This window comes from Mycobacterium sp. (assembly GCF_040509115.1).
In the GTDB taxonomy this organism is placed as follows: domain Bacteria; phylum Actinomycetota; class Actinomycetes; order Mycobacteriales; family Mycobacteriaceae; genus Mycobacterium.
The window spans coordinates 1-18,558 of the sequence record NZ_JBEVLO010000444.1 but is presented as its reverse complement, the minus strand read 5'-3'; the positions used below and the strand labels follow the sequence as shown (position 1 = coordinate 18,558).

Below are 18,558 nucleotides of genomic sequence, written 5' to 3'. Positions count from 1 at the left end.
GGCGAGGCCGGGGCCGCCTGCCAACAGAATGGCAACGGTGGCGCCGGCACCCGCCACACTGCATACGAACGATCGATCCACGGTCCTCCCTGACCGGATGGGTGCTGTAGGCAACCCTACGCTGCGTCGGGGTCTTGGGCGATTGCGTCGGCAACCTTCTGTACGAGTTCGACCGCCGCCCTGGCCCACGTCGGGGAGGCCCCGGCGAGCCCACACGCGGGAGTAACACCGATGCGGTCCCGCAATACCGCCCGCGAAAAGCCGAGCCGATCGGTGATCGTAGCTGCGGCCTTGGCGACTTCCTCCATTGACGGCCGTCGACCAGGCGACTCCGTTGGCACGACCCCCAACTGAACCACCCGGCCGGATTCGACGAACTCGCCAATGCCATCGAGATCCGCCGCGGTCAGGGTCGACACGTCGACTGAAATCGCCGCAAGAGCACTGCGGTGCAACGTCTTCCATGGCAGATCCGGCGCACAGCAATGCAGCGACACGTCGCCGCCGACGGTCGCGACGCACTCGTCGAGCAGACTTTGGGCCAACGTCTCGTCGACGGGGTGCACCGGTGAGAAACTCGACACGCCGGTCAGCCGACCCGCCAGCGCGGCGGGTAGCGACGGCTCGTCGAACTGCACCACTACCTGCGCGTCCAGGCGGCGAGCGACCGTCGCCCGGTGCGCGGCGACACCCTCGGCGAGGCTGCCAGCCAGGTCGCGAACGGCCCCAGCGTCGGTGATCGCGCGATGACCGTTGGCGAGCTCCAGATGAGCGGCCAGCGTGATGGGGCCCGGCGCCTGCACCTTCACGACGCGCGTCCCTCCGCGCAGCCCGGCCCGCTCCCACGCCTCCTCGAGCGCGTCGACGTCCTCGTCCAGAAGGCTGGTGGCCCTGCGGACCACCGAACTGCGGCCCGGCGCGACGCGGTATCCGCGGGGCACGGTGTCGATGCCGATGTCGACGAGGAGGGCGGCCGCGCGGCCGATCAGGTCGGCTCCCACACCTCGCGCGGGCAGTTCCACCAGATGAGTCAGCTGGTGCAACTCCCCGACCACCACTTCCGCGGCCGGACGTGCGGCAGAACCGGGCCAGGATCCGATGCCGGTCGCGGCGGCGAAAACGCTCACGCGGCCAACAGTATTCGATTGCTCGACCGAAGAGTTACCGTCGAGCATGACCACGACCGCCGCCAAGGCGCTCGTCGCGCTCTGCGTGGCACCGCTGGTGGTGGCCTGCACCCACACCGTGACGGGCACCGAGCTGCGTGCCCCACCAGGGATCGATGACGATTCCCGGTCCCCGATCGACGTCGACCCGGTCCTGCTCGACCAGTCCCAGATGCGGGCCATCACGGGCGGCGGCGACGATCTGACGGTCATCCCCACCATGGACGGCAAGCAGCTGGTCGACATCGACACCCTCGCCCAACGCGTCCCACCGCAGTGCGCCTGGATCTTCGCCGAGACGCGGACCTTCGGCCGCGAAGTCGAGGAATTCCACAAGACCAGCTATCAGAATCCGCCCAAGGGGGCGCTGATCTCGCAGGGCGCGGCCGGGTACCGGGACGTCGCAACGGCCCGGCGAGCGTTCGACACGCTGTCCACCGAGGTCGGCAAGTGTGGGTCGTCGACGTCGGGCTACGTCGGGGTGTGGACGGCGACCCCGGATTCCATCCGCACCCGCACCAGTACCGAGTGCGGACGTGACTACCGGCTGAAGTCCGTCGTTCTCGTCGAGGTCACGTTCTGTGCATATCCGGCGTCGGTGCCTGACATCGTGATGGCCAACCTGCTGACCAACATTCCGGGCTAGCGGCGAATGGTCGCGCTGGCGATGACCTCGTCGCCGTCGGGATCCTGCCGGTACAGCACCATCGTCTGGCCGGGCGCCACCCCGCGGATCGGGTTGCGCAGCGTGGCTACGAGCAATCCGTCGCGGACTTCTGCGACCGCGGCAGCCACACCGCCGTGTGCACGGACCTGGACGTCGCATTCGATGGGACCCCGCAGGGCAGTACCCGACGTGAAGACCGGCTTCTCCCCCACCAGGTTCCAGACGTCGAGCTCGCTGGCGTCGCCGACACGCACCGTTCCGCTCTCCGCGTCGATGGCCGTCACGTAGCGCGGGCGGCCATCGGCGCCCGGTCCGGCGATGCCAAGACCCTTGCGCTGGCCGATCGTGAAACCGTGTACGCCGTCGTGTTCGGCCAGCACCGCGCCTGCCGAATCGACGACCGCACCGCGACGAATTCCGATGCGGGCGCCGAGGAAGGCGCGGGTGTCACCTGAGGGGATGAAGCAGATGTCGTGGCTGTCGGGCTTCGCGGCGACGGCCAACCCGAGTCGGGCGGCCTCCTCGCGGATCTGACTCTTGGGGGTGTCCCCGATCGGGAAGACCGCCGTCGCCAGCTGCTGTTCGGTCAGGACGCCCAGCACGTAGGACTGATCCTTGTCACCGTCGACGGCGCGGCGGAGCCGACCGTTGGAGAGCCGCGCATAGTGACCGGTGGCCAGCGCATCGAAGCCGAGCGCCAGCGCCCGTGCCGAAAGGGCCGAGAACTTGATCCGCTCGTTGCAGCGCACGCAGGGGTTGGGTGTCTCACCGCGCGCATACGACTCGACGAAGTCGTCGATCACGTCGTCCTTGAAGCGATCGGCGAAATCCCACACGTAGAACGGGATGTCCAGGATGTCGGCGACTCGGCGGGCATCCCCCGCATCCTCCTTCGAGCAGCACCCGCGCGAACCGGTGCGCAACGTTCCCGGCGCCGACGACAGGGCCAGGTGCACGCCAACCACGTCGTGGCCGGCATCGACCATTCTTGCGGCCGCAACCGAGGAGTCGACGCCGCCGCTCATCGCGACGAGAACGCGCATTACTTCGGGTGTCCTGCGCTGGCCAGCGCGGCTTGGCGCGCCCGGTCGACGGCCGCTGGCAGCACCGTCAGCGCCGCGTCGACGTCGGCGGCGGTGCTGGTGTGTCCCAGCGACAGCCGCAGCGACCCGCGCGCGCTCGCCGGATCGGCACCCATCGCGATCAGCACGTGGGACGGCTGGGCCACCCCCGCCGTGCACGCCGAACCGGTGGAGCACTCGATTCCCTTGGCGTCCAACAACATCAGCAACGCATCGCCCTCGCAGCCACGGAATGTGAAGTGTGTATTGCCCGGCAACCGGGCGTCGCCAACGGCGCCGTTGACGTAGACGTCGTCGATCGAGGACAGCACGCCGTCGATCAGCTTGTCGCGCAACGCGGACACCCTGGCGCGGTTGACGTCCAGCCCGTCGATCGCGACCCTCGCGGCGGCGGCCATGGCGACCGCAGCCGCCACGTCCGGTGTGCCGGAACGCACGTCACGCTCCTGTCCTCCGCCGTGCAGCAGCGGCACGCATGCCGTGTCACGCCGGAGGAACAGCGCGCCGACTCCGGTAGGACCGCCGAACTTGTGCGCGGCAACGCTCATCGCCGACAGACCGCTGGCGGCGAAGTCGACGGGCAGCTGGCCAACGGCCTGGATGGCGTCGCTGTGCATCGGCACGTCGAATTCCGAAGCGATCGAAGCCAATTCGGCAATCGGCATGATGGTGCCGACCTCGTTGTTGGCCCACATGATGGTGACGAGGGCGACGTCGTCATGGTCTTGGAGCGCCTCACGCAGCGCGCTGGTCGCCACGGCTCCGTCGGCTCCGACGGGCAACCACGTGACATCGGCGTGCTCGTGCTCGGCGAGCCACTCGACCGCATCGAGAATCGCGTGATGTTCGACGCGGGTGGTGATGATTCTGCGTCGCTCCGGCGCCGCATCGCGGCGGGCCCAGTAAATGCCCTTGACGGCCAGGTTGTCGCTCTCGGTGCCCCCCGCGGTGAAGATGATCTCCGACGGTCGGGCCCCCAGCAGACCGGCCAGCGTCTCGCGGGCCTCCTCCATCCGGCGGCGGGCCGCTCGCCCGGTGGTGTGCAGCGACGACGCGTTTCCGACGGTGGCGAGCGCCGCCGTCATCGCCTCGATGGCGGCGGGGTGCATCGGGGTGGTGGCGGCGTGATCGAGGTAGACGGCGGTCATGGCCCGTCAAGGATACCGGCAGGCCGGTAGCGGTCAGGCGACCAGCGCGTGCCCGTGTGCGGGACGAGCTCCAATCGTCGGCTGCGGAGCCGGTCCGAGCGATTCGGTACCCCGCACGGCAGCCTCGCAACGGACCGCCAGATCACGGCGATCGTCGCCGGGCAGCTGCAGCGAAAGGACCTGTACGTGACATATCGTTCGCCGGGCGGTGATGACCCGTCGCACCGACTCCAACAACGAGTCGTCGCCGATGAAGGCGGGCACCGTCGACGGCGCCCCGTCCCGGTGGCGGTAGGTCAGCCGCAGCGGCTGCACCGGCCGCCCCGCGTCGACGGCGCCCTGGAACATCGCGGGCCGAAAGCGGCCGTAGCCGAGGCCACACCACGTGGTGCCCTCGGGGAAGGCCACCACGGTCTGCCCGGCCGACAGTCGGTCGGCGACGGCGCGCACCACGTCGGGCAGCCTGCGCAAACTGGCCCGCTCGATGGGGATGACCCGCATCAGTCGGGCGAGGACGCCCAGCGCGGGCCACTCGATCAGGTCCGCCCTGGCGACGAACGAGCCGGGGAGCACCGCCCCGATGACGAAGATGTCGACCCACGACACGTGTCCGCTGACGACGAGCACGCCGCGCAGGTTGCGGATCGGTCCGCCGGACGTGGTGATCCGCACGCCGAGGCAGCGAAGCATCAATCGGCAGTAGATTCGCTGGGCCCTCGGCTTGCCTGGCATCGGCAGTGCCAACAGCGCCGCGGTGGGCAGCACGACCAGCGCGCACATGACCCGCACGCCGGTGCGAAGCGCCCTAGTGGCCCGCCGCCAGCCGTGGGCGGCGTCGGTGCGCACGCACGTCGAGTCGCACGACGCCCGCGGCAGCCAGGGGCTCTCCGTCAGCGAGTGGCTACTCATCGAGCCGTCCCATCGGCCGTCTGCGACACCGAGCGGAGCCGGTGGAGGTATCTGACGTCGGCCCTGCGCTTGTCGAGCAGCGCGGGGAAGTCACCGACGCCGAAGTCCGGGTCGTGGGCGGGCTCTCCGCACACCTCGGCACCCAGGCGCAGGTAGCCCCGCATCAGGGGTGGCACGGTGACGCGGCTGGGCGGCGCGATGTGGTCGAGTCCCTTGCCGTTGAGCACGACCGGTCGGTGCGGGTACACCGTGTACTCGGAGGCGTGCCTGCGCCGCACGAAGTCGCGGACGGCGCGGATCTGGGCGCCAGGCGTCTCGGTCGGTGTGCCCTGGAGTGGAACCGACACGCACCCGGTCACGTAGTCGTAGCCGCAGCGATCGAGATACGCCAGGATTCCCGCCCACATCAGGAGCACGACGCCGCCGTGGCGGTGGTCCTCGCGCACGACCGCACGGCCCATCTCGACGAGTGATGGCCGAAGGGCGTCGAGTTCGGTGACGTCGAATTCGGTCGCGCTGTAGAGCCCGCCCGCGGCGATCGCGCCGGGCGGCGGGAGCATCCGATAGCAGCCGACGAGTTCGCCGGACTGATCCTCGCGAACCAGGAGGTGGTCGCAGAATTCGTCGAATCGGTCGGCATCCCGGCCGTCCGAGTGGTCGTCCCTTAGCTCGAAGCCCGGCTCGGACGTGAAGACCTGGTAGCGAAGACGCTGGGCGGCGTCGATGAGATCGGCGTCGGTGGACAGCAGCAGCGTGTAGCGCGGCGTGTCGACCGACGAGGCGGGTTGATCAGCGGCGATGAGTACAGAAGCAGTGCTCATAGCCAGCACGGTGCTTCAGCCGGACAGCGCGTCGGCAATCACAGCGTGACGTGTCCGTGCACGCCAGGTGACGACTTGGTGGTGCAGCCGATGAGGCTAGGCGACCCGGTTGCCGGACTCGATGGGGAAGACGCCCGCAATCGGCGCCGGTTGAGTGGCCGCGCTTCGCCGGGCGCGTGCGCTGCGGGAGCCCAGTGCCACCTGTGAACCCGAACGGACCGCGCCGATGGGTCCCGAGCCGACGAACCGCGCCGCGGCGAGCGACGGCAGTGCGGCGGCTGCCTTCGCCTGGCGGTATCCGAGCCGGATTCCCACGGCCCAGGTGAGCAGCAGCCCACCGACGCCGGGCAGGGCGAGGGCGAGGACCGCCAGCACCGATACCGACGCCACGAATGCGCCGACCACCTTCTCGACGGTCGTCAGCACGCCGCCTGCGGCGTCGCCGTTGGCGGCAGGCGCCGCGCTGGTGGATTCCCCGTGGTCGGTGGGCAGCGTCGTCTGCTGACCGCCGGGAGGTGCGGTGGCAGCGACGACGTCGCCGGGCGCCGTGACGCCTTCGCCGCCTGCCGTCGGCAGCAGCAGCTGGGACAGCGCGGAGGTCTGCGGAAGGACGACCGACGGTGCCGCCGCGGCGGTGTGAATCGGTCGTCGATCGGTGCCTGCGCCGCCCTGGGTTGGGGTGGGGGCAGGCGTCGCGTCGAGGCCGAACAGTGCGGACAGATCGGACGGCACCTGCGCAAGCGGGGCGGCCGCGTCGGCGACGGAGGTGATGGTGGTTTGCAGCGAGGAGATGATGTCGGCGACCGGTGCCGTGGAGCCGGGAAGCGAGGCGACGACACCGGGAACCGAGACGACGGCACTGGTCAGTGCCGTGGCGACGTTGGATGCCGGCGTCACGATGTTGGTGGTGACCGCGGCCAGCGGGTGCGCGGGCGGGTTGACGGCAGGCGGGGTGACGGCAGGCGGCGTGACGGCAGGCGGGGTGACGGCAGGCCCGTCTACCGGGGCGGCCTGCGGGTCGACGGCCGATTGCGGCAGCTTGTCGTCATCGGTGAGCGGCGTCGACTCCGGGACGGCTTCTGGGCGGGTGCTGCCGTGCGCGGTCGGCGTGCCGCCGAACGTCGTCAGCGGAAACCTGGGCAGTATCGATTGGTGGTGGCTCGACGCCCCGGGTCGCTGCGCGGCGCCGGCGAGTGACCCCACCGTGTTCGCAATCCCCTGAGCCGCCGACACCACGCCGTTGGCTGCGTTCTGTACGGCCCGGTTCAGTGAGTCCGCCGTCGAATTGTTCGATCCGCCGGATGCGCTCGGGCCGCCACCATCCTGGGTTTGGCCTGCACTGGCGCTGGAGTCGACGTCGGCCGAGGCGATCCCGCCGCCCGCGCCGGCGATCAGCAGTCCGGAGAAGATCACACAGGCGCCTGCGAAGCTGCGCGCACCAGCCGACATGGTGATCTCCTCTCACCAGCTAGCGCTTCACTTGACCACGCGGTTGTCCAGTTTGCCGCCAGTTAATGCGATTTCCACCCGGAGCAGAAGCATTGAGGACAGGCAGCAAATAGCCTACGCGACGGTACGCGGATGATCAGCCGGTGAGCACTTCGACGTTGGTGCGGTGGCGCCTACGCACGTGCACCGGCCAGGCGACCACCGCGACCCGTCCGTCACGTCGTCTTGGGCAGACCGGGCGGATTGACCTGCGAGGACTGCACCGCCTCGGCGCCGAGACCCCACCTGTCCAGAACCTGCTGATAGGAACCGTTCTCAATCGTGTGATTCAGCGCCTCGTTGACGGCCTTGATCAACCCGTTGTCCTTCTTGGTCAGGACGGCGATCTCGCCCTGCAGCGCATCACCGGCACCGGAGTACGTGGCGAGGATCTTCGTTTCCTTGGCGCTGGCCGAGTGATAGACCGCAGACGGGTTCGGTCCCAGATAGCCGTCGATCCGCTTGGAGGCCAACGCCAGGTAGTAGTCGGAGGGGTTCTGGTAGTACACGATCTCCGCCGGTTGCAGACCGTCGGCGACGTTCTGGGCGTTCCAGTCGACCAGCAGCTGCTCCTGGTTGGTGCCCGAGGAGACGCCGATCCGCTTGCCTGCGATGTCCTTGCGGCCCGTGTAGGCCCAGTCGGAATCCGCCGGCGCCTCCAACGCGAGGTTGTCCAGCCGGTAGGTGGCGAAGTCGTACTTCTCCTTGCGCTCCTCGGTGACCGTCACGTTGGAGATGAACGCGTCAACCTCACCGGAGTCGATCTTCACGAAGTTCTGCGCCCAGTCGGCATTCGAGTATTGAATCTGGAGTCCGAGGACGTCAGCCACCAGTTCGGCGACGTCGACCTCGCTACCGACGATCGTGGAGTTGTCGGTGGCGTAGAAGGCAAGGGGCGGTGTCGAATTCGTGGTGCCGGTGACCCGCAGCGTGCCGCGGTCGCGGATCGCCTGTGGAACAAGGGCCGCGATGGCGTCCACCTTGTCGGTGTGAATCCTGCCGCTCTGCTCGGGGGACAGATCGAACGTCTGACCGTTGTCCGCGGTCAGGGTGTTGTCCACGGTGGGCTCGCTGCAGGCCGTGAGTAGCGTCGCGACGACGGCCAATGGGGCCAAGGTGGCCAGCACTTTGCGACGTCGTCTGGACATCGACATGCCCATCGACATGCTCATTGACATGCCCGGCGACACCCCCGTGCCTTTTCGGAATTGAGGACGGCCGTCAAAGGACATGGGACAGGAACTCCTTCGTTCTGGCGTGTGCGGCGTTGTCGAAGACCTCGGCCGGTGACCCCCGCTCGACCACCAGTCCGCCGTCCATAAAGACGACGGTGTCGGCGACCTCGCGCGCGAATCCGACCTCGTGGGTGACGATGACGAGGGTCGCCCCGTCCTCGGCGAGTTGACGGATGACCTCGAGCACCTCGTTGACGAGTTCGGGGTCCAGTGCCGAGGTGGGCTCGTCGAAGAGGATCACCTTGGGACGCAGGGCAAGCGCCCGGGCGATGGCGACACGCTGCTGCTGCCCACCGGACAGCCGGCGGGGGTAGTCGTGCGCCTTGTCCCCCACGCCGACGCGCGCGAGCAGTTCATGCGCTTCGGCCTCGACGTCGCGACGGCTGCGCTTCTGGGCCGAGACGGGTGCCTCGACGACGTTCTGCAGGACGGTCAGGTGGGGGAAGAGATTGAAGTCTTGGAAGACGAACCCGATCTGCGAACGCTGCCGAAGGATCTCACGCGGTTTGAGCTCGTGCAGCCGTCGGCCCTTGCGCCGGTAGCCGACGAGTTCGCCGTCGACCGTCACCAGACCGGCATCGACCTTCTCCAGGTGGTTGATGACGCGCAGCAGCGTCGACTTTCCCGAGCCCGATGGTCCCAGGATCGCCGTCACCTCACCCGGTCGCACGGTCAGGTCGACGCCCTTGAGCACTTCGAGTGCACCGTAGGACTTGCGCACGCCTCTGAGCTCGACGGCGTACCGGGAGTGTTCGATGGCCGAGGTCGCCGGTGGCGCGGTCATCTCGTCGCTCCGCGTGGTGAGAGCGCAAGCGCCGCAACCTTCTTGCGAATCTGTTGGATGGGCGTCAGCGGAACCGTCCGCAACGCCCCCTTCGCGTAGTGACGCTCCACGTAGAACTGCACGATCGACAGCAGCGAGGTCAGGATGATGTACCAGACGGTGGCCACCATCAGCAGTGGCACGACGCGCCCGCTGCGGCCATAGATCACCTGCACCTGATAGAACAGCTCGGCAATCGCCATCACGGACACGATCGACGTGCCCTTGAACAGCGAGATCACCTCGTTGGCGGCATTGGGCAGGATTCCACGCATCGCCTGCGGCAGTACGATCTTGAAGAACTCCCGACGCTTCGGAATGCCCAGTGCGGCAGCCGCTTCGAGCTGCCCCTGGTCGACGGAGATGATGCCTGCCCTGACGATCTCGGCCGAGTAGGCGGCCTGGTGCAACGCCAGGCCGATGATCGCCGCCATCGGACCGCTGATCACGTCGTTGACGTCGAACGCGAAGAATGCGGGCCCGAACGGAATGCCGACGGTCAAGGTCTTGTACAGGTAGGCGATGTTGAACCAGAACAGCAGCTGCACGATGAGGGGAATGGACCGGAACGCCCAGACGTAGAACCACGAGATCACCTGTAGCACTGGATTCTTCGACAGCCGAGCCGCCGCAAGACCGATCCCGAGCGCGAAGCCGATCAAGGTGCCCCAGAACGTCAACTGGATCGTCAGCCACAGTGCCGCCATGACCGACTTCGCCGTGAAGTACTGGGCGAAGGTGGCCCAGTCCCAACCGGCGTTGGTCGCCAGGCCATGCACGAACTGGGCGACGAACACCAGGGTGACGACGCTGATCACCCAGCGCCATGGGTGCCAGGTACGCGCGACGGTCAGGTGCTCCGCGAGATCGTCGTCGTGGGGCGCTGTGTCAGCTGCCCGAGACGTCGCACCAGGTGGTGGGGCCGCGGCGGGCACGTCGGCTCGCCCCTTCGATCGCACAGGCACAGACGAAACGTAGCGACACCCGGTCTGCCCGGGGAGATTTGAAACCACCGCGATTAAAGGAGCCCGTCACGCGATTCGGCGGGGCGGGGTTCGCACCGTCGTGAGCACCGACCGCTTTCGCAGTCTGAAACCCAGCGCCTGGTAGAGGCGGATCGCCCCCACGTTGTCCGCCCTGGCGTGCAGGAAGGGAACCTCCCCTCGCGCCCGGATGCCGTGTCCCACCGCGCGGACCAGCCGGGTGCTGAGCCCGCGCTTGCGGAATCGGGGGTCGGTGCAGACGGCGCTGATCTCGGTCCAGCCCGCGGGATGCATCCGCTCACCAGCAAGTGCAATCAGCCGCCCACCATCGAGGAGGCCGAGATACGTGCCCATCTCGATGGTCCGCACGCGGAACGGCCCCGGCGCCGTCCTGGCGACGAGATCCAGCATGCGCGGCACGTCCGCGTCGCCGAGCACGACGGCCTCCGGATCGGGAGCCACCTCGAAGGCCGACCCCTCCAGCTGGACGGACCCGAGCCGTCCGAGCACCTGCCAGCCGTCCGGCGGCTGGTGGGCGCCGCGCAGCGACACCTCGGCCGATGGCCCCATCAACGCGGCGAGATCGGCCCAGTCCCGGTCGTCGAATTCCGGTGGGTGGCCTACGAACCCTGCGACCTGCTCGTCGTACCGGCCGATGCGGCCGGACCAGGACGCGAACGCGGCATGGGCGCCCCGCAGCGAGGACCGAATCGGATCATCCAGCGGATGGACCGCATCCCCGCGCGTCGAGACGGTTGCGGTCGTCGATCGAAACTCCTCGCATCGCACGTCTCCACGCTAGAAACGTCGACTGCGCGCATCCATCCTTTGGCTCACCCTGAGTGTGTCAGCGCAGTCGTGTGCCCTCGGATCAGGTGGCGACGGACTCGTACCCACAGATCGCATCCACCTTCTCGGCCGATGCGCTGTTCGGGTCGAACTCGTAGCTCAACCACTCCCGCGCAAGGCGGCGCGCCAGCTCGAGGCCGATCACCCGCTGCCCGAAGCAGAGCACCTGGGCGTTGTTCGACAGCACCGAGCGCTCCACCGAGAAGCCGTCGTGTGCGGTGACGGCACGAACGCCGGGCACCTTGTTGGCGCTGATCGCCACCCCGAGACCCGTGCCGCACACCAACAGTGCGCGGTCGGCCTTGCCCTCGGCGACCAGACGGGCGGCCGCGACGGCGACGTGCGGGTAGGCGGTGCTCTCGTCGGATCCCACGCCGACGTCCGTGACCTCGGCCACGCGGGCGTCGGCCTGCAGATCGCCCTTGAGGGCTTCCTTGTATTCGTAGCCTGCGTCGTCGGACCCGACGACGATTCTCAAGCCTGTCATCATTCTCCCTTTGCTGTTGCGGCGAAGCTGTCGGCGACGGTGTGCGCGCACATCGCCAGTGATGTCGCGCCCGCGTCGGGGGTGCCGATGCTGCGCTCGGCCAGCGGGCGGGCCCGTCCGACCTTGGGCCGCATGTCCGCCGTCGCGGTGGCGGCTGCGGTGGCCACGTCGGCGGCCGCCTGCCACGCGTCGCGCCACGCCTCACCGTCGCCGACCCTACGCTCCAGTTCCTCGACGAACGGCAGCATCGCGTCGAGCATCGTCTTGTCGCCCGGTGATGCGCCACCCAGCTGAATCAGCGCGTCGTAGCCGTCGCGCATTCCGGCGGCGACGGTGGCGGAGTCGGGGGTGCCGGTGTCGCCGAGCCGCGCGCCGAGCGCGGTCAGCAGCGCACCCCACAGCACGCCGGACGTGCCACCTGCCTTGGCGGCCCATTCCTTGCCCGCCGCGGCGAGCACGGACGCCGACCCGGCGCCGTCCTCGACGGCCTTCTCGACCGCCGCCCGCGCGGCGGAGGATCCCTTGACCATGCCGCGACCGTGGTCGCCGTCACCGGCCACCGCGTCGATCCGGCCCAGCTCGTCCTCGTTGTCGGCGAGCATGCCTGCGATCGCAGAGATGGCGCGCGCGATGACTTGACCGCAGGCTCGACCGTCGTCGTCGGACAGCTCGGACAGCGGCGGCGCGTCGACTGCTGCGTCGCCGGCGGTATCGGTACGCAGTCCGCCCTCGGCGTGGGCCGCCGAGGCACCCTTGCGGTAGGCGGGCGAGTCCGCCGGTGCGGTCCAGTACTTTTCGAGCTCCTCGTCCAGCCACATGATGGTCAGCGAACAACCCGCCATGTCCAGGCTCGTCACCAGCTCGCCAACCTCTGGCTCGACGACGACGTAGCCGCGTTCCCGGAGCAACCGGGACACCGTGGCCCACACGACGAACAGTTCCTCGTACTTGGTGCGGCCAAGTCCGTTGAGTATCACCGCGATTCGTTGCGAGTCGACATCATCGCGGTCGCCGAGCACACCGTCGACGAGGGTGACGGCGAGGTCCTCCGCGGACGGCATCGGCTCGTCGCGCACGCCCGGCTCGCCGTGGATGCCGAGCCCGACGCCCATCTGGCCTTCGGGGACGGTGAACAGCGGATGGTCCGCGCCGGGCAGCGTGCACCCGTCGAACGCCACGCCGAGGGTCCTGGTGGCGGCGTTGGAGGCCTCAGCGACGCGGATCACGCCCGCAAGGTCCAGCCCGTCCTCGGCTGCCGCGCTGGCGCACTTGAAGACCGTGAAGTCGCCTGCGATGCCGCGACGCTTGGTCTCCTCGCCCTTCGGCGCGCTGGCGACGTCGTCGGTGACGGCGAAGTAGTGGGCGTCGATGCCCTCGCTGCGCAACTGGGTGACGGCGAGACCGAAGTTCATCACGTCGCCCGCGTAGTTGCCCGTGGTGAGCAACACGCCTGCGTCGCCGTGCGCGGCGCGGGCCACGGAGGCTGCCTCCTCGGCGGACGGCGAGGTGAAGATGTTGCCCACCACGGCGCCGTCGGCGAAACCGGGTCCGACGGTCCCGCAGAAGGCCGGGTAGTGCCCGGACCCGCCGCCGATGACGACCGCGACCTTGCCCGGCGGGGTCTCGTGCGCGCGGACCACGCCGCCAGGCACTCCGGTGACGTAGGACGCGTTGGCATCGAGGAATCCAGCAAGCATGTCCTCGGTGAACCGGGCGGGGTCGTTGAACAGCTTCGTCATCGCAATCGCTCTCCCGTGTCGGTGTCGAAAAGGTACACCCGCTCGGGCGGCGCGCTGACGACCACCTTCTGCTCGGGCTCGTAACTCTCCTCGGCAGGCGTCTGTACGACGATTCCCTCCTCGATCCCGGCCACCGTGCTGGTGGCGAGTCCGAACTCCAGGAGGTGCTCGAAGTACGCGACGGTGGTCTGGATCCCGGCCCCGTCGGACATCACGCAGTCCTGCGGGCGGATCCCGACGGTGACCTTCGTGCCGTCGGCGACATCGGTCACGGTGGTGTCCAGACCGCCTGCGCCAGAACCGATCTCGACGCGGGTGCGGCCACCTTCGGTCTTGGCGACGCCGTGCAGCACGTTGATCTGCGGCTCGCCGACGAACTGCGCGACGAAGAGGTTCGCCGGGTCGTCGAACACCTCGTCGGGTGTGCCGAACTGCTGGACCACGCCCGCGTCCATCACGGCGAGCCGGTCGGCCAGCGACAACGCCTCGACCTGGTCATGGGTGACCACGATGGTGGTGTAGCCGAATTCGCGCTGCAGGACCTTCAGTTCGCGTCGCACGCGTTGGCGCGCCGAGGCGTCGAGGTGGCTGAGGGGCTCGTCGAGCAGGAGCACCGGTGGGTTGCGGACCAACGCGCGTGCCAGCGCGACGCGCTGCTTCTGACCACTCGACAGCCCCGCGGGGCGCAGCTCCATCAACTCGTCCATCTCGAGCCTGCTGCTGATCGACGACACCATCTGCTCGGCGCCCTTGACCTTGCGCGCCTTCAATCCGTAGAGGAGGTTCTCGCGCACCGACATCGGCGGGTACAGCGCGTAACTCTCGAAACCGACGCCAATCCCCCGCTTGGCGGCGGGCAGCTGCGAGATCTCCCGGTCACCGATGCGGATCGAGCCGCTGGTCACCGTCTCCAGTCCCGCGATCATGCGCAGGGTCGTGGTCTTGCCGCAGCCGGAGGGGCCGAGCAGGGCGACGAGCTCACCCGGCTCGATCGCCAGGTCGATGCCCTTGACCGCGGTGACGCTCTCCCTGCCGCTTGCCGCGTAGGTCTTCACCAGGTCGGTCAGTGTGAGGCTCTGAGCGGTAGTGGTCTTCTCGGCGTCCATCGTCGCGCTCCCGCCGGAGGCTGGAGCGGAGCGACCAGGGGAATTCGTCATTGGGCTGCCTCCAGGCTCTTGTCGGACTGCTGGGTGAGCCGCTCGGTGTCGTCACCGGGTTCGGAACCCGCGGCGAAGACGTGGACGTCGGAGTCGGCGATCTTCATGGTCACGTCGTCACCCTCACCGACACCGTGGCGACCCGAGGTCAGCACGATCATCTGTGCACCGCCCACGTCGACGGTCAGCTCGATGTTGCGACCAAGGCGCTCTGCCAGCAAGACTCGGCCGCGCAACGATCCTTCGCCGCTAGTAACGTGAATGTCGGAGGGACGCAACCCAACCCGTACTCGATCACCACGGGCAACCTTGGCGTCGGCCGGGACGGCGACGTCCAGCGAGCCATCAGCCAGTTTGATCCGACCGTCGTCGACGACCCCGTCGAGGACGTTGATCTCCGGTTGGCCCAACGCCTTGGCGACGAACGTGTCGGCCGGCGTGCGCCAGATCTCGTCGGGCGTGCCGATCTGGACCAACGTGCCCGCCCGCATCACCCCGATCCGGTCACCGAGCGCGAGTGCCTCCTGATAGTCGTGGGTGACGTAGATGGTGGTCGTATTGCTCATCGCGCCGAGCTGCTTGAGCTCGGCCCGCATCTGGGCCCGAAGCTTCGCGTCGAGGTGACTGAGTGGCTCGTCGAGCAGGTACACGTCGGCGGGCCTGACCAACACCCGGCCCAGAGCGACGCGCTGACGCTGGCCGTTGGACAACTCCCGAGGAAAGCGCTTGAGCAGGTGGTTGATTCCCAGAGTCTTGGTCACCTGGTCGATGCGCTCGGTCTGCTGCGCCTGCGTGTACTTGCCGGTGCGACCGGATTTCAACGGGGACGCCAAGTTGTCGCTGACCGTCTTCTGCGGGTACAGCGCGTAGCTCTCGAACGCCATCGCGACGTTGCGGTGGTACGGCTCGACCATCGTCATGTCGGTACCGCCGATGCTCACCGTCCCCGCGTCGATGTCCACCAGCCCCGCAATGGACTTCAGCGTCGTCGTCTTGCCTGCGCCGCTGGGGCCCAGGATGACGAAGAACTCGCCGTCGGCGATGTCGACGCTGACGCCGTTCACCGCCACCGTCTTGCCGAAGGTCTTCTTGAGATCCTTGACCGAGATGTTCGCCATCAGGCCTTCACCGCCCCAAACGACAGGCCCCGCACCAGGTACCGCTGAATGGTCAGCGCGAGGATCAGTGGAGGCAACGCGGCGATGAGCGCCGCCGCTGCCGTGAGGTTGTAGTACGCCTGGCCGCCGCCGCCGAGGAACTTGGTGATGGCGACGGTGACGGTGCCGGCATTGCTGTCGGCCAGGATGAGCGGGAACACGTAGTTGTTCCAGGCGAAGATGAACGCGAGCAGCGCCGCCGCGGCGATGCCCGGTCGCACGATGGGCAGTGCCACCATGACGAATGCCCTTGTCCGCGTGTATCCGTCGAGCAGCGCGGCTTGCTCCAGATCCTCGGGAAGATCCTGGAAGTAAGACCGCAGGATCCACACCACGAGCGGCATCGTGACCAGCTGCAGCACCCAGATCATGCCGACCTTGGTGTCGAACAGGCCGATCTGGTTGTAGATCACGAACAGCGGGACGATCACCATCAGCTCGGGCGCGAACCGGAACGACAGCATCTGAAACATCAGGTCGTTGGAGCCCTTGTACTGCCAGCGCCCCGCCGCGTACGCCGCGGGGATGCCGATCACCAGCGACACGATCACCGCGCCGCCGCAGTTGAGCAGGCTGGTCAGCAGCGACGCCTTGAAGTCGACGCTGGTCATCTGAGTGCCCTTGTCGGACAACACCGTCGCAAAGTTCGACCACGTCGGACTGAACGAGAAGTACGTGGTGGTCTGCTCTTCGGCGTTCTTCAGTGCCAGCATCAGCATCCAGAAGATCGGGAACAGCGAGAAGACGAACCAGAACACCAGTCCGATGTCGGCGGCCACCGAGCCGAGGGACAGCCGCTTCTGGCCGGGCAGCAGTTCGCTGCGACGTACGGCGATTCTCTTGAAGGAAGCAGCCATGGCTCTAGGACTCCGCTCCGGCAGCACGACGCTGCGCCTTGCCGAGCACGCTCACCAGATAGCGCGCGGTGATGAACACGATGATCCACAGCAGCAGCATGTAGGTGCTGCCGCGTGAGTAGTCGAGGTTGATGATCGAGTCCTCGAACGCCCCGATCTGCAGGGTGCGGGTGGCGACACCGGGCCCGCCCGCCGTCAGCACGTAGATGTGGTCGAACACCTTGAGGTTGTCCATGAACCGGAAGATGACGGCGACCAGGATGTAGGGCCAAAGCATCGGCAGCATGAGCTTGCGGAACATGAAGAACCAACTGGCGCCGTCCACCTCGGAGGCCTCGAAGGGCTCCCTTGGCAGCGACCTGATCCCCGCGAGCACCAGGATCGCCACGAACGGCGTGAAGATCCAGACGTCGACCAGGATCACCGAGAACAGCGCGTTGCCCGCCGATAGCCAGTCGAATGTGTTGCCCAGTCCCAGAACGTGGTTGAGGATGCCGAACTGGGGGTTGAACATCAACTTCCAGATCACGCCCGCGATCACGGGGGCGATCATCAGCGGCAGGATCAACACCTTCTCGAAGATCTTGCCGATGATCGATGACCGGTTCAGCAGCAGCGCGAGGCCGACGCCGAGCACCGTCTCGATCACGGTGGCGAGCAGCGAGAAGGTCACCGTGACCTGGACGCTCTTCCAGAACACCTGGTCGCCGAGAACCGATCCGAAGTTCTGGAACCAGACGAAGTGCGGGTCGGGGTTGACCGCGGCGTAGTTGAGGAATGCGTAGTACGCACCGACCGCGAACGGGTACAGGATTCCGATCACGATCACGACGGCAGGAACCGAGAGCAGATACGGCCTCAGCTTGCGCCGCCAGCTCGGTACCTCCGGCAGTTTCTGATTGCGCGCCGTGGCAGGCTGTTCCGACGAGGTCGCCGGCGCCTTGGGGGTCTGAGTTGTCATGTGCCACGGCTCCTAGAGGTTGACCTTGGAGGTGTTGGTCTTGGCAAGACTTCGCAACCGGGATGCCGCGTCGTCTCCGCCGTAGATGTCCTGCAGGGCCACGGCCCAGTTCTGCGTGGTGTCGAAGAACTTCTTCTGAGGTGTGAACTGGATCTTGGATTCCCCGATGACGGTCTCGAACGCTTCGAGATAGCCGAACTGGTCGGCTGCGACGCGCTTGAAGGTGCTGTCGAACACCGATTGACGCACCGGATCGGCGTAGGTGCCGCCCTCGACGGCCTTGTTCATCGCGTCCTTGCCGGTGGCCCACTGCATGAACAGCCATGCGGGCAGTTTGTTTCGCGAGTTGGCGCTCATGGCCCAGCTCCACGTCCACAGGTTGGTCTTATAGTTGCCGTCGGGCCCGGCGGGACCGGCGTACCAGGCGATGTTGCCCGCCTCCTTGCTGGCTCCCGGCTTGTTCTTGGGGTAGGTCGCACTGTCGGCGTCGAACACCATCATCGCCTTGCCGTCACCGAGATCACCTGTGGCGTTGGGATAGTCGTACGTGGTCCACGACGTCGGGCCGGCGTCGTGCTGCAATTGGATCCACTTCTTCGTGAAGTCGATGGCCTCGTCGCTGTCCATCTCCGCGATCAGCTCCGAACCGTTGAACGTGTAGTCCACCGCACCCTGGCGGGTGTACTGCGTCATGAAGCCGGGGTGGATCGTCGCCCAGGATTTCGATCCGCGGGTCGACAGGCCGTACTGGTTGTTCGGACGGTCGGTCAGGTCGATCGCCAGCTGGATGAAATCGTCGAGGTTATCGGGCAGTTTGGTGATGCCCTTCTCGTCGAAGATCCGCTTGTTGTAGGCGACCACGGTGTTCTCGAAACCCCACGGAATGGCCCATTGACCGCCGGTCCCGTGTGGGTTGCCAAGCGTGAAGTCCCAGCGGGTCGAGGTGCGCAGGCCCTCGAAGATGTCCTCGAAGTCGTACTCGGCGCTGGTGGCCGAGGTGTTCTCCAGCCACGGCCCCAGGTCTTCGAC

General features: G+C 67.6%; 18 protein-coding genes. 1 reads left to right on the top strand and 17 read right to left on the bottom strand.

Annotated features, from left to right (window positions below):
* Positions 1-116: 116 nt before the first annotated feature.
* Entirely contained in the window at positions 117-1,127 is a 1,011-nt protein-coding gene (locus tag ABW137_RS30630) for a uroporphyrinogen decarboxylase/cobalamine-independent methonine synthase family protein (RefSeq protein WP_526405796.1), read from the bottom strand.
* Positions 1,128-1,173: 46 nt separating this feature from the next.
* Between ABW137_RS30630 and ABW137_RS30625 the strand changes: the two genes are divergently transcribed.
* A complete protein-coding gene (locus ABW137_RS30625) occupies positions 1,174-1,812 on the top strand; it encodes a sensor domain-containing protein (protein WP_526405794.1) in 639 nt (212 codons plus the stop codon).
* Here the strand turns inward: ABW137_RS30625 and mnmA are convergent.
* From mnmA to ABW137_RS30545, 16 genes are all read right to left on the bottom strand, one after another.
* On the bottom strand, positions 1,809-2,876 hold the full coding sequence (gene mnmA / locus ABW137_RS30620) for a tRNA 2-thiouridine(34) synthase MnmA (RefSeq protein ID WP_526405792.1): 1,068 nt from the start codon (positions 2,874-2,876) through the stop codon (positions 1,809-1,811). The two genes, ABW137_RS30625 and mnmA, sit on opposite strands and share 4 nt — an antisense overlap.
* Complete coding sequence (locus ABW137_RS30615; protein ID WP_526405790.1) at positions 2,876-4,063, bottom strand: cysteine desulfurase family protein; 1,188 nt, start codon at positions 4,061-4,063, stop codon at positions 2,876-2,878. Before ABW137_RS30615 ends, mnmA begins: the two co-directional genes overlap by 1 nt.
* Before the next feature lie 33 nt (positions 4,064-4,096).
* Positions 4,097-4,972, bottom strand: coding sequence for a lysophospholipid acyltransferase family protein (locus tag ABW137_RS30610; protein ID WP_526405788.1), 876 nt, complete (start codon positions 4,970-4,972; stop codon positions 4,097-4,099).
* Complete coding sequence (locus tag ABW137_RS30605; RefSeq protein ID WP_526405786.1) at positions 4,969-5,793, bottom strand: GNAT family N-acyltransferase; 825 nt, start codon at positions 5,791-5,793, stop codon at positions 4,969-4,971. Before ABW137_RS30605 ends, ABW137_RS30610 begins: the two co-directional genes overlap by 4 nt.
* A 96-nt stretch (positions 5,794-5,889) precedes the next feature.
* The gene (locus tag ABW137_RS30600; RefSeq protein ID WP_526405784.1) at positions 5,890-7,242 is read right to left on the bottom strand and encodes a hypothetical protein; all 1,353 of its coding nucleotides are present in this window, start codon (positions 7,240-7,242) and stop codon (positions 5,890-5,892) included.
* 215 nt (positions 7,243-7,457) lie between these two features.
* Positions 7,458-8,435, bottom strand: coding sequence for an ABC transporter substrate-binding protein (locus tag ABW137_RS30595; protein WP_526405799.1), 978 nt, complete (start codon positions 8,433-8,435; stop codon positions 7,458-7,460).
* 67 nt (positions 8,436-8,502) lie between these two features.
* Positions 8,503-9,300 (bottom strand): amino acid ABC transporter ATP-binding protein, encoded by a 798-nt coding sequence (locus tag ABW137_RS30590; protein WP_526405782.1) that lies wholly within the window; start codon positions 9,298-9,300, stop codon positions 8,503-8,505.
* Positions 9,297-10,274 (bottom strand): amino acid ABC transporter permease, encoded by a 978-nt coding sequence (locus tag ABW137_RS30585; protein ID WP_526405797.1) that lies wholly within the window; start codon positions 10,272-10,274, stop codon positions 9,297-9,299. The genes ABW137_RS30590 and ABW137_RS30585 overlap by 4 nt, the downstream gene beginning before the upstream one ends.
* A 96-nt stretch (positions 10,275-10,370) precedes the next feature.
* Positions 10,371-11,111 (bottom strand): GNAT family N-acetyltransferase, encoded by a 741-nt coding sequence (locus tag ABW137_RS30580; protein ID WP_526405780.1) that lies wholly within the window; start codon positions 11,109-11,111, stop codon positions 10,371-10,373.
* 82 nt (positions 11,112-11,193) lie between these two features.
* The gene (locus ABW137_RS30575) at positions 11,194-11,658 is read right to left on the bottom strand and encodes a ribose-5-phosphate isomerase (RefSeq protein WP_526405778.1); all 465 of its coding nucleotides are present in this window, start codon (positions 11,656-11,658) and stop codon (positions 11,194-11,196) included.
* On the bottom strand, positions 11,658-13,397 hold the full coding sequence (locus ABW137_RS30570) for a dihydroxyacetone kinase family protein (protein ID WP_526405776.1): 1,740 nt from the start codon (positions 13,395-13,397) through the stop codon (positions 11,658-11,660). The genes ABW137_RS30575 and ABW137_RS30570 overlap by 1 nt, the downstream gene beginning before the upstream one ends.
* Positions 13,394-14,503: an ABC transporter ATP-binding protein gene (locus tag ABW137_RS30565; protein WP_526405774.1), complete on the bottom strand. Its 1,110-nt coding sequence runs from the start codon at positions 14,501-14,503 to the stop codon at positions 13,394-13,396. Before ABW137_RS30565 ends, ABW137_RS30570 begins: the two co-directional genes overlap by 4 nt.
* A gap of 47 nt (positions 14,504-14,550) precedes the next feature.
* Positions 14,551-15,672 carry an ABC transporter ATP-binding protein gene (locus tag ABW137_RS30560; protein WP_526405772.1) on the bottom strand — a complete coding sequence of 374 codons (1,122 nt, stop codon included), beginning with the start codon at positions 15,670-15,672 and terminating at the stop codon, positions 14,551-14,553.
* Positions 15,672-16,568: a carbohydrate ABC transporter permease gene (locus tag ABW137_RS30555; protein WP_526405770.1), complete on the bottom strand. Its 897-nt coding sequence runs from the start codon at positions 16,566-16,568 to the stop codon at positions 15,672-15,674. Before ABW137_RS30555 ends, ABW137_RS30560 begins: the two co-directional genes overlap by 1 nt.
* Before the next feature lie 4 nt (positions 16,569-16,572).
* Positions 16,573-17,529 (bottom strand): carbohydrate ABC transporter permease, encoded by a 957-nt coding sequence (locus ABW137_RS30550; RefSeq protein ID WP_526405768.1) that lies wholly within the window; start codon positions 17,527-17,529, stop codon positions 16,573-16,575.
* 12 nt (positions 17,530-17,541) lie between these two features.
* Positions 17,542-18,558 (bottom strand): extracellular solute-binding protein (locus tag ABW137_RS30545; RefSeq protein ID WP_526405766.1); only part of this gene is annotated, 1,017 nt, incomplete at its 5' end.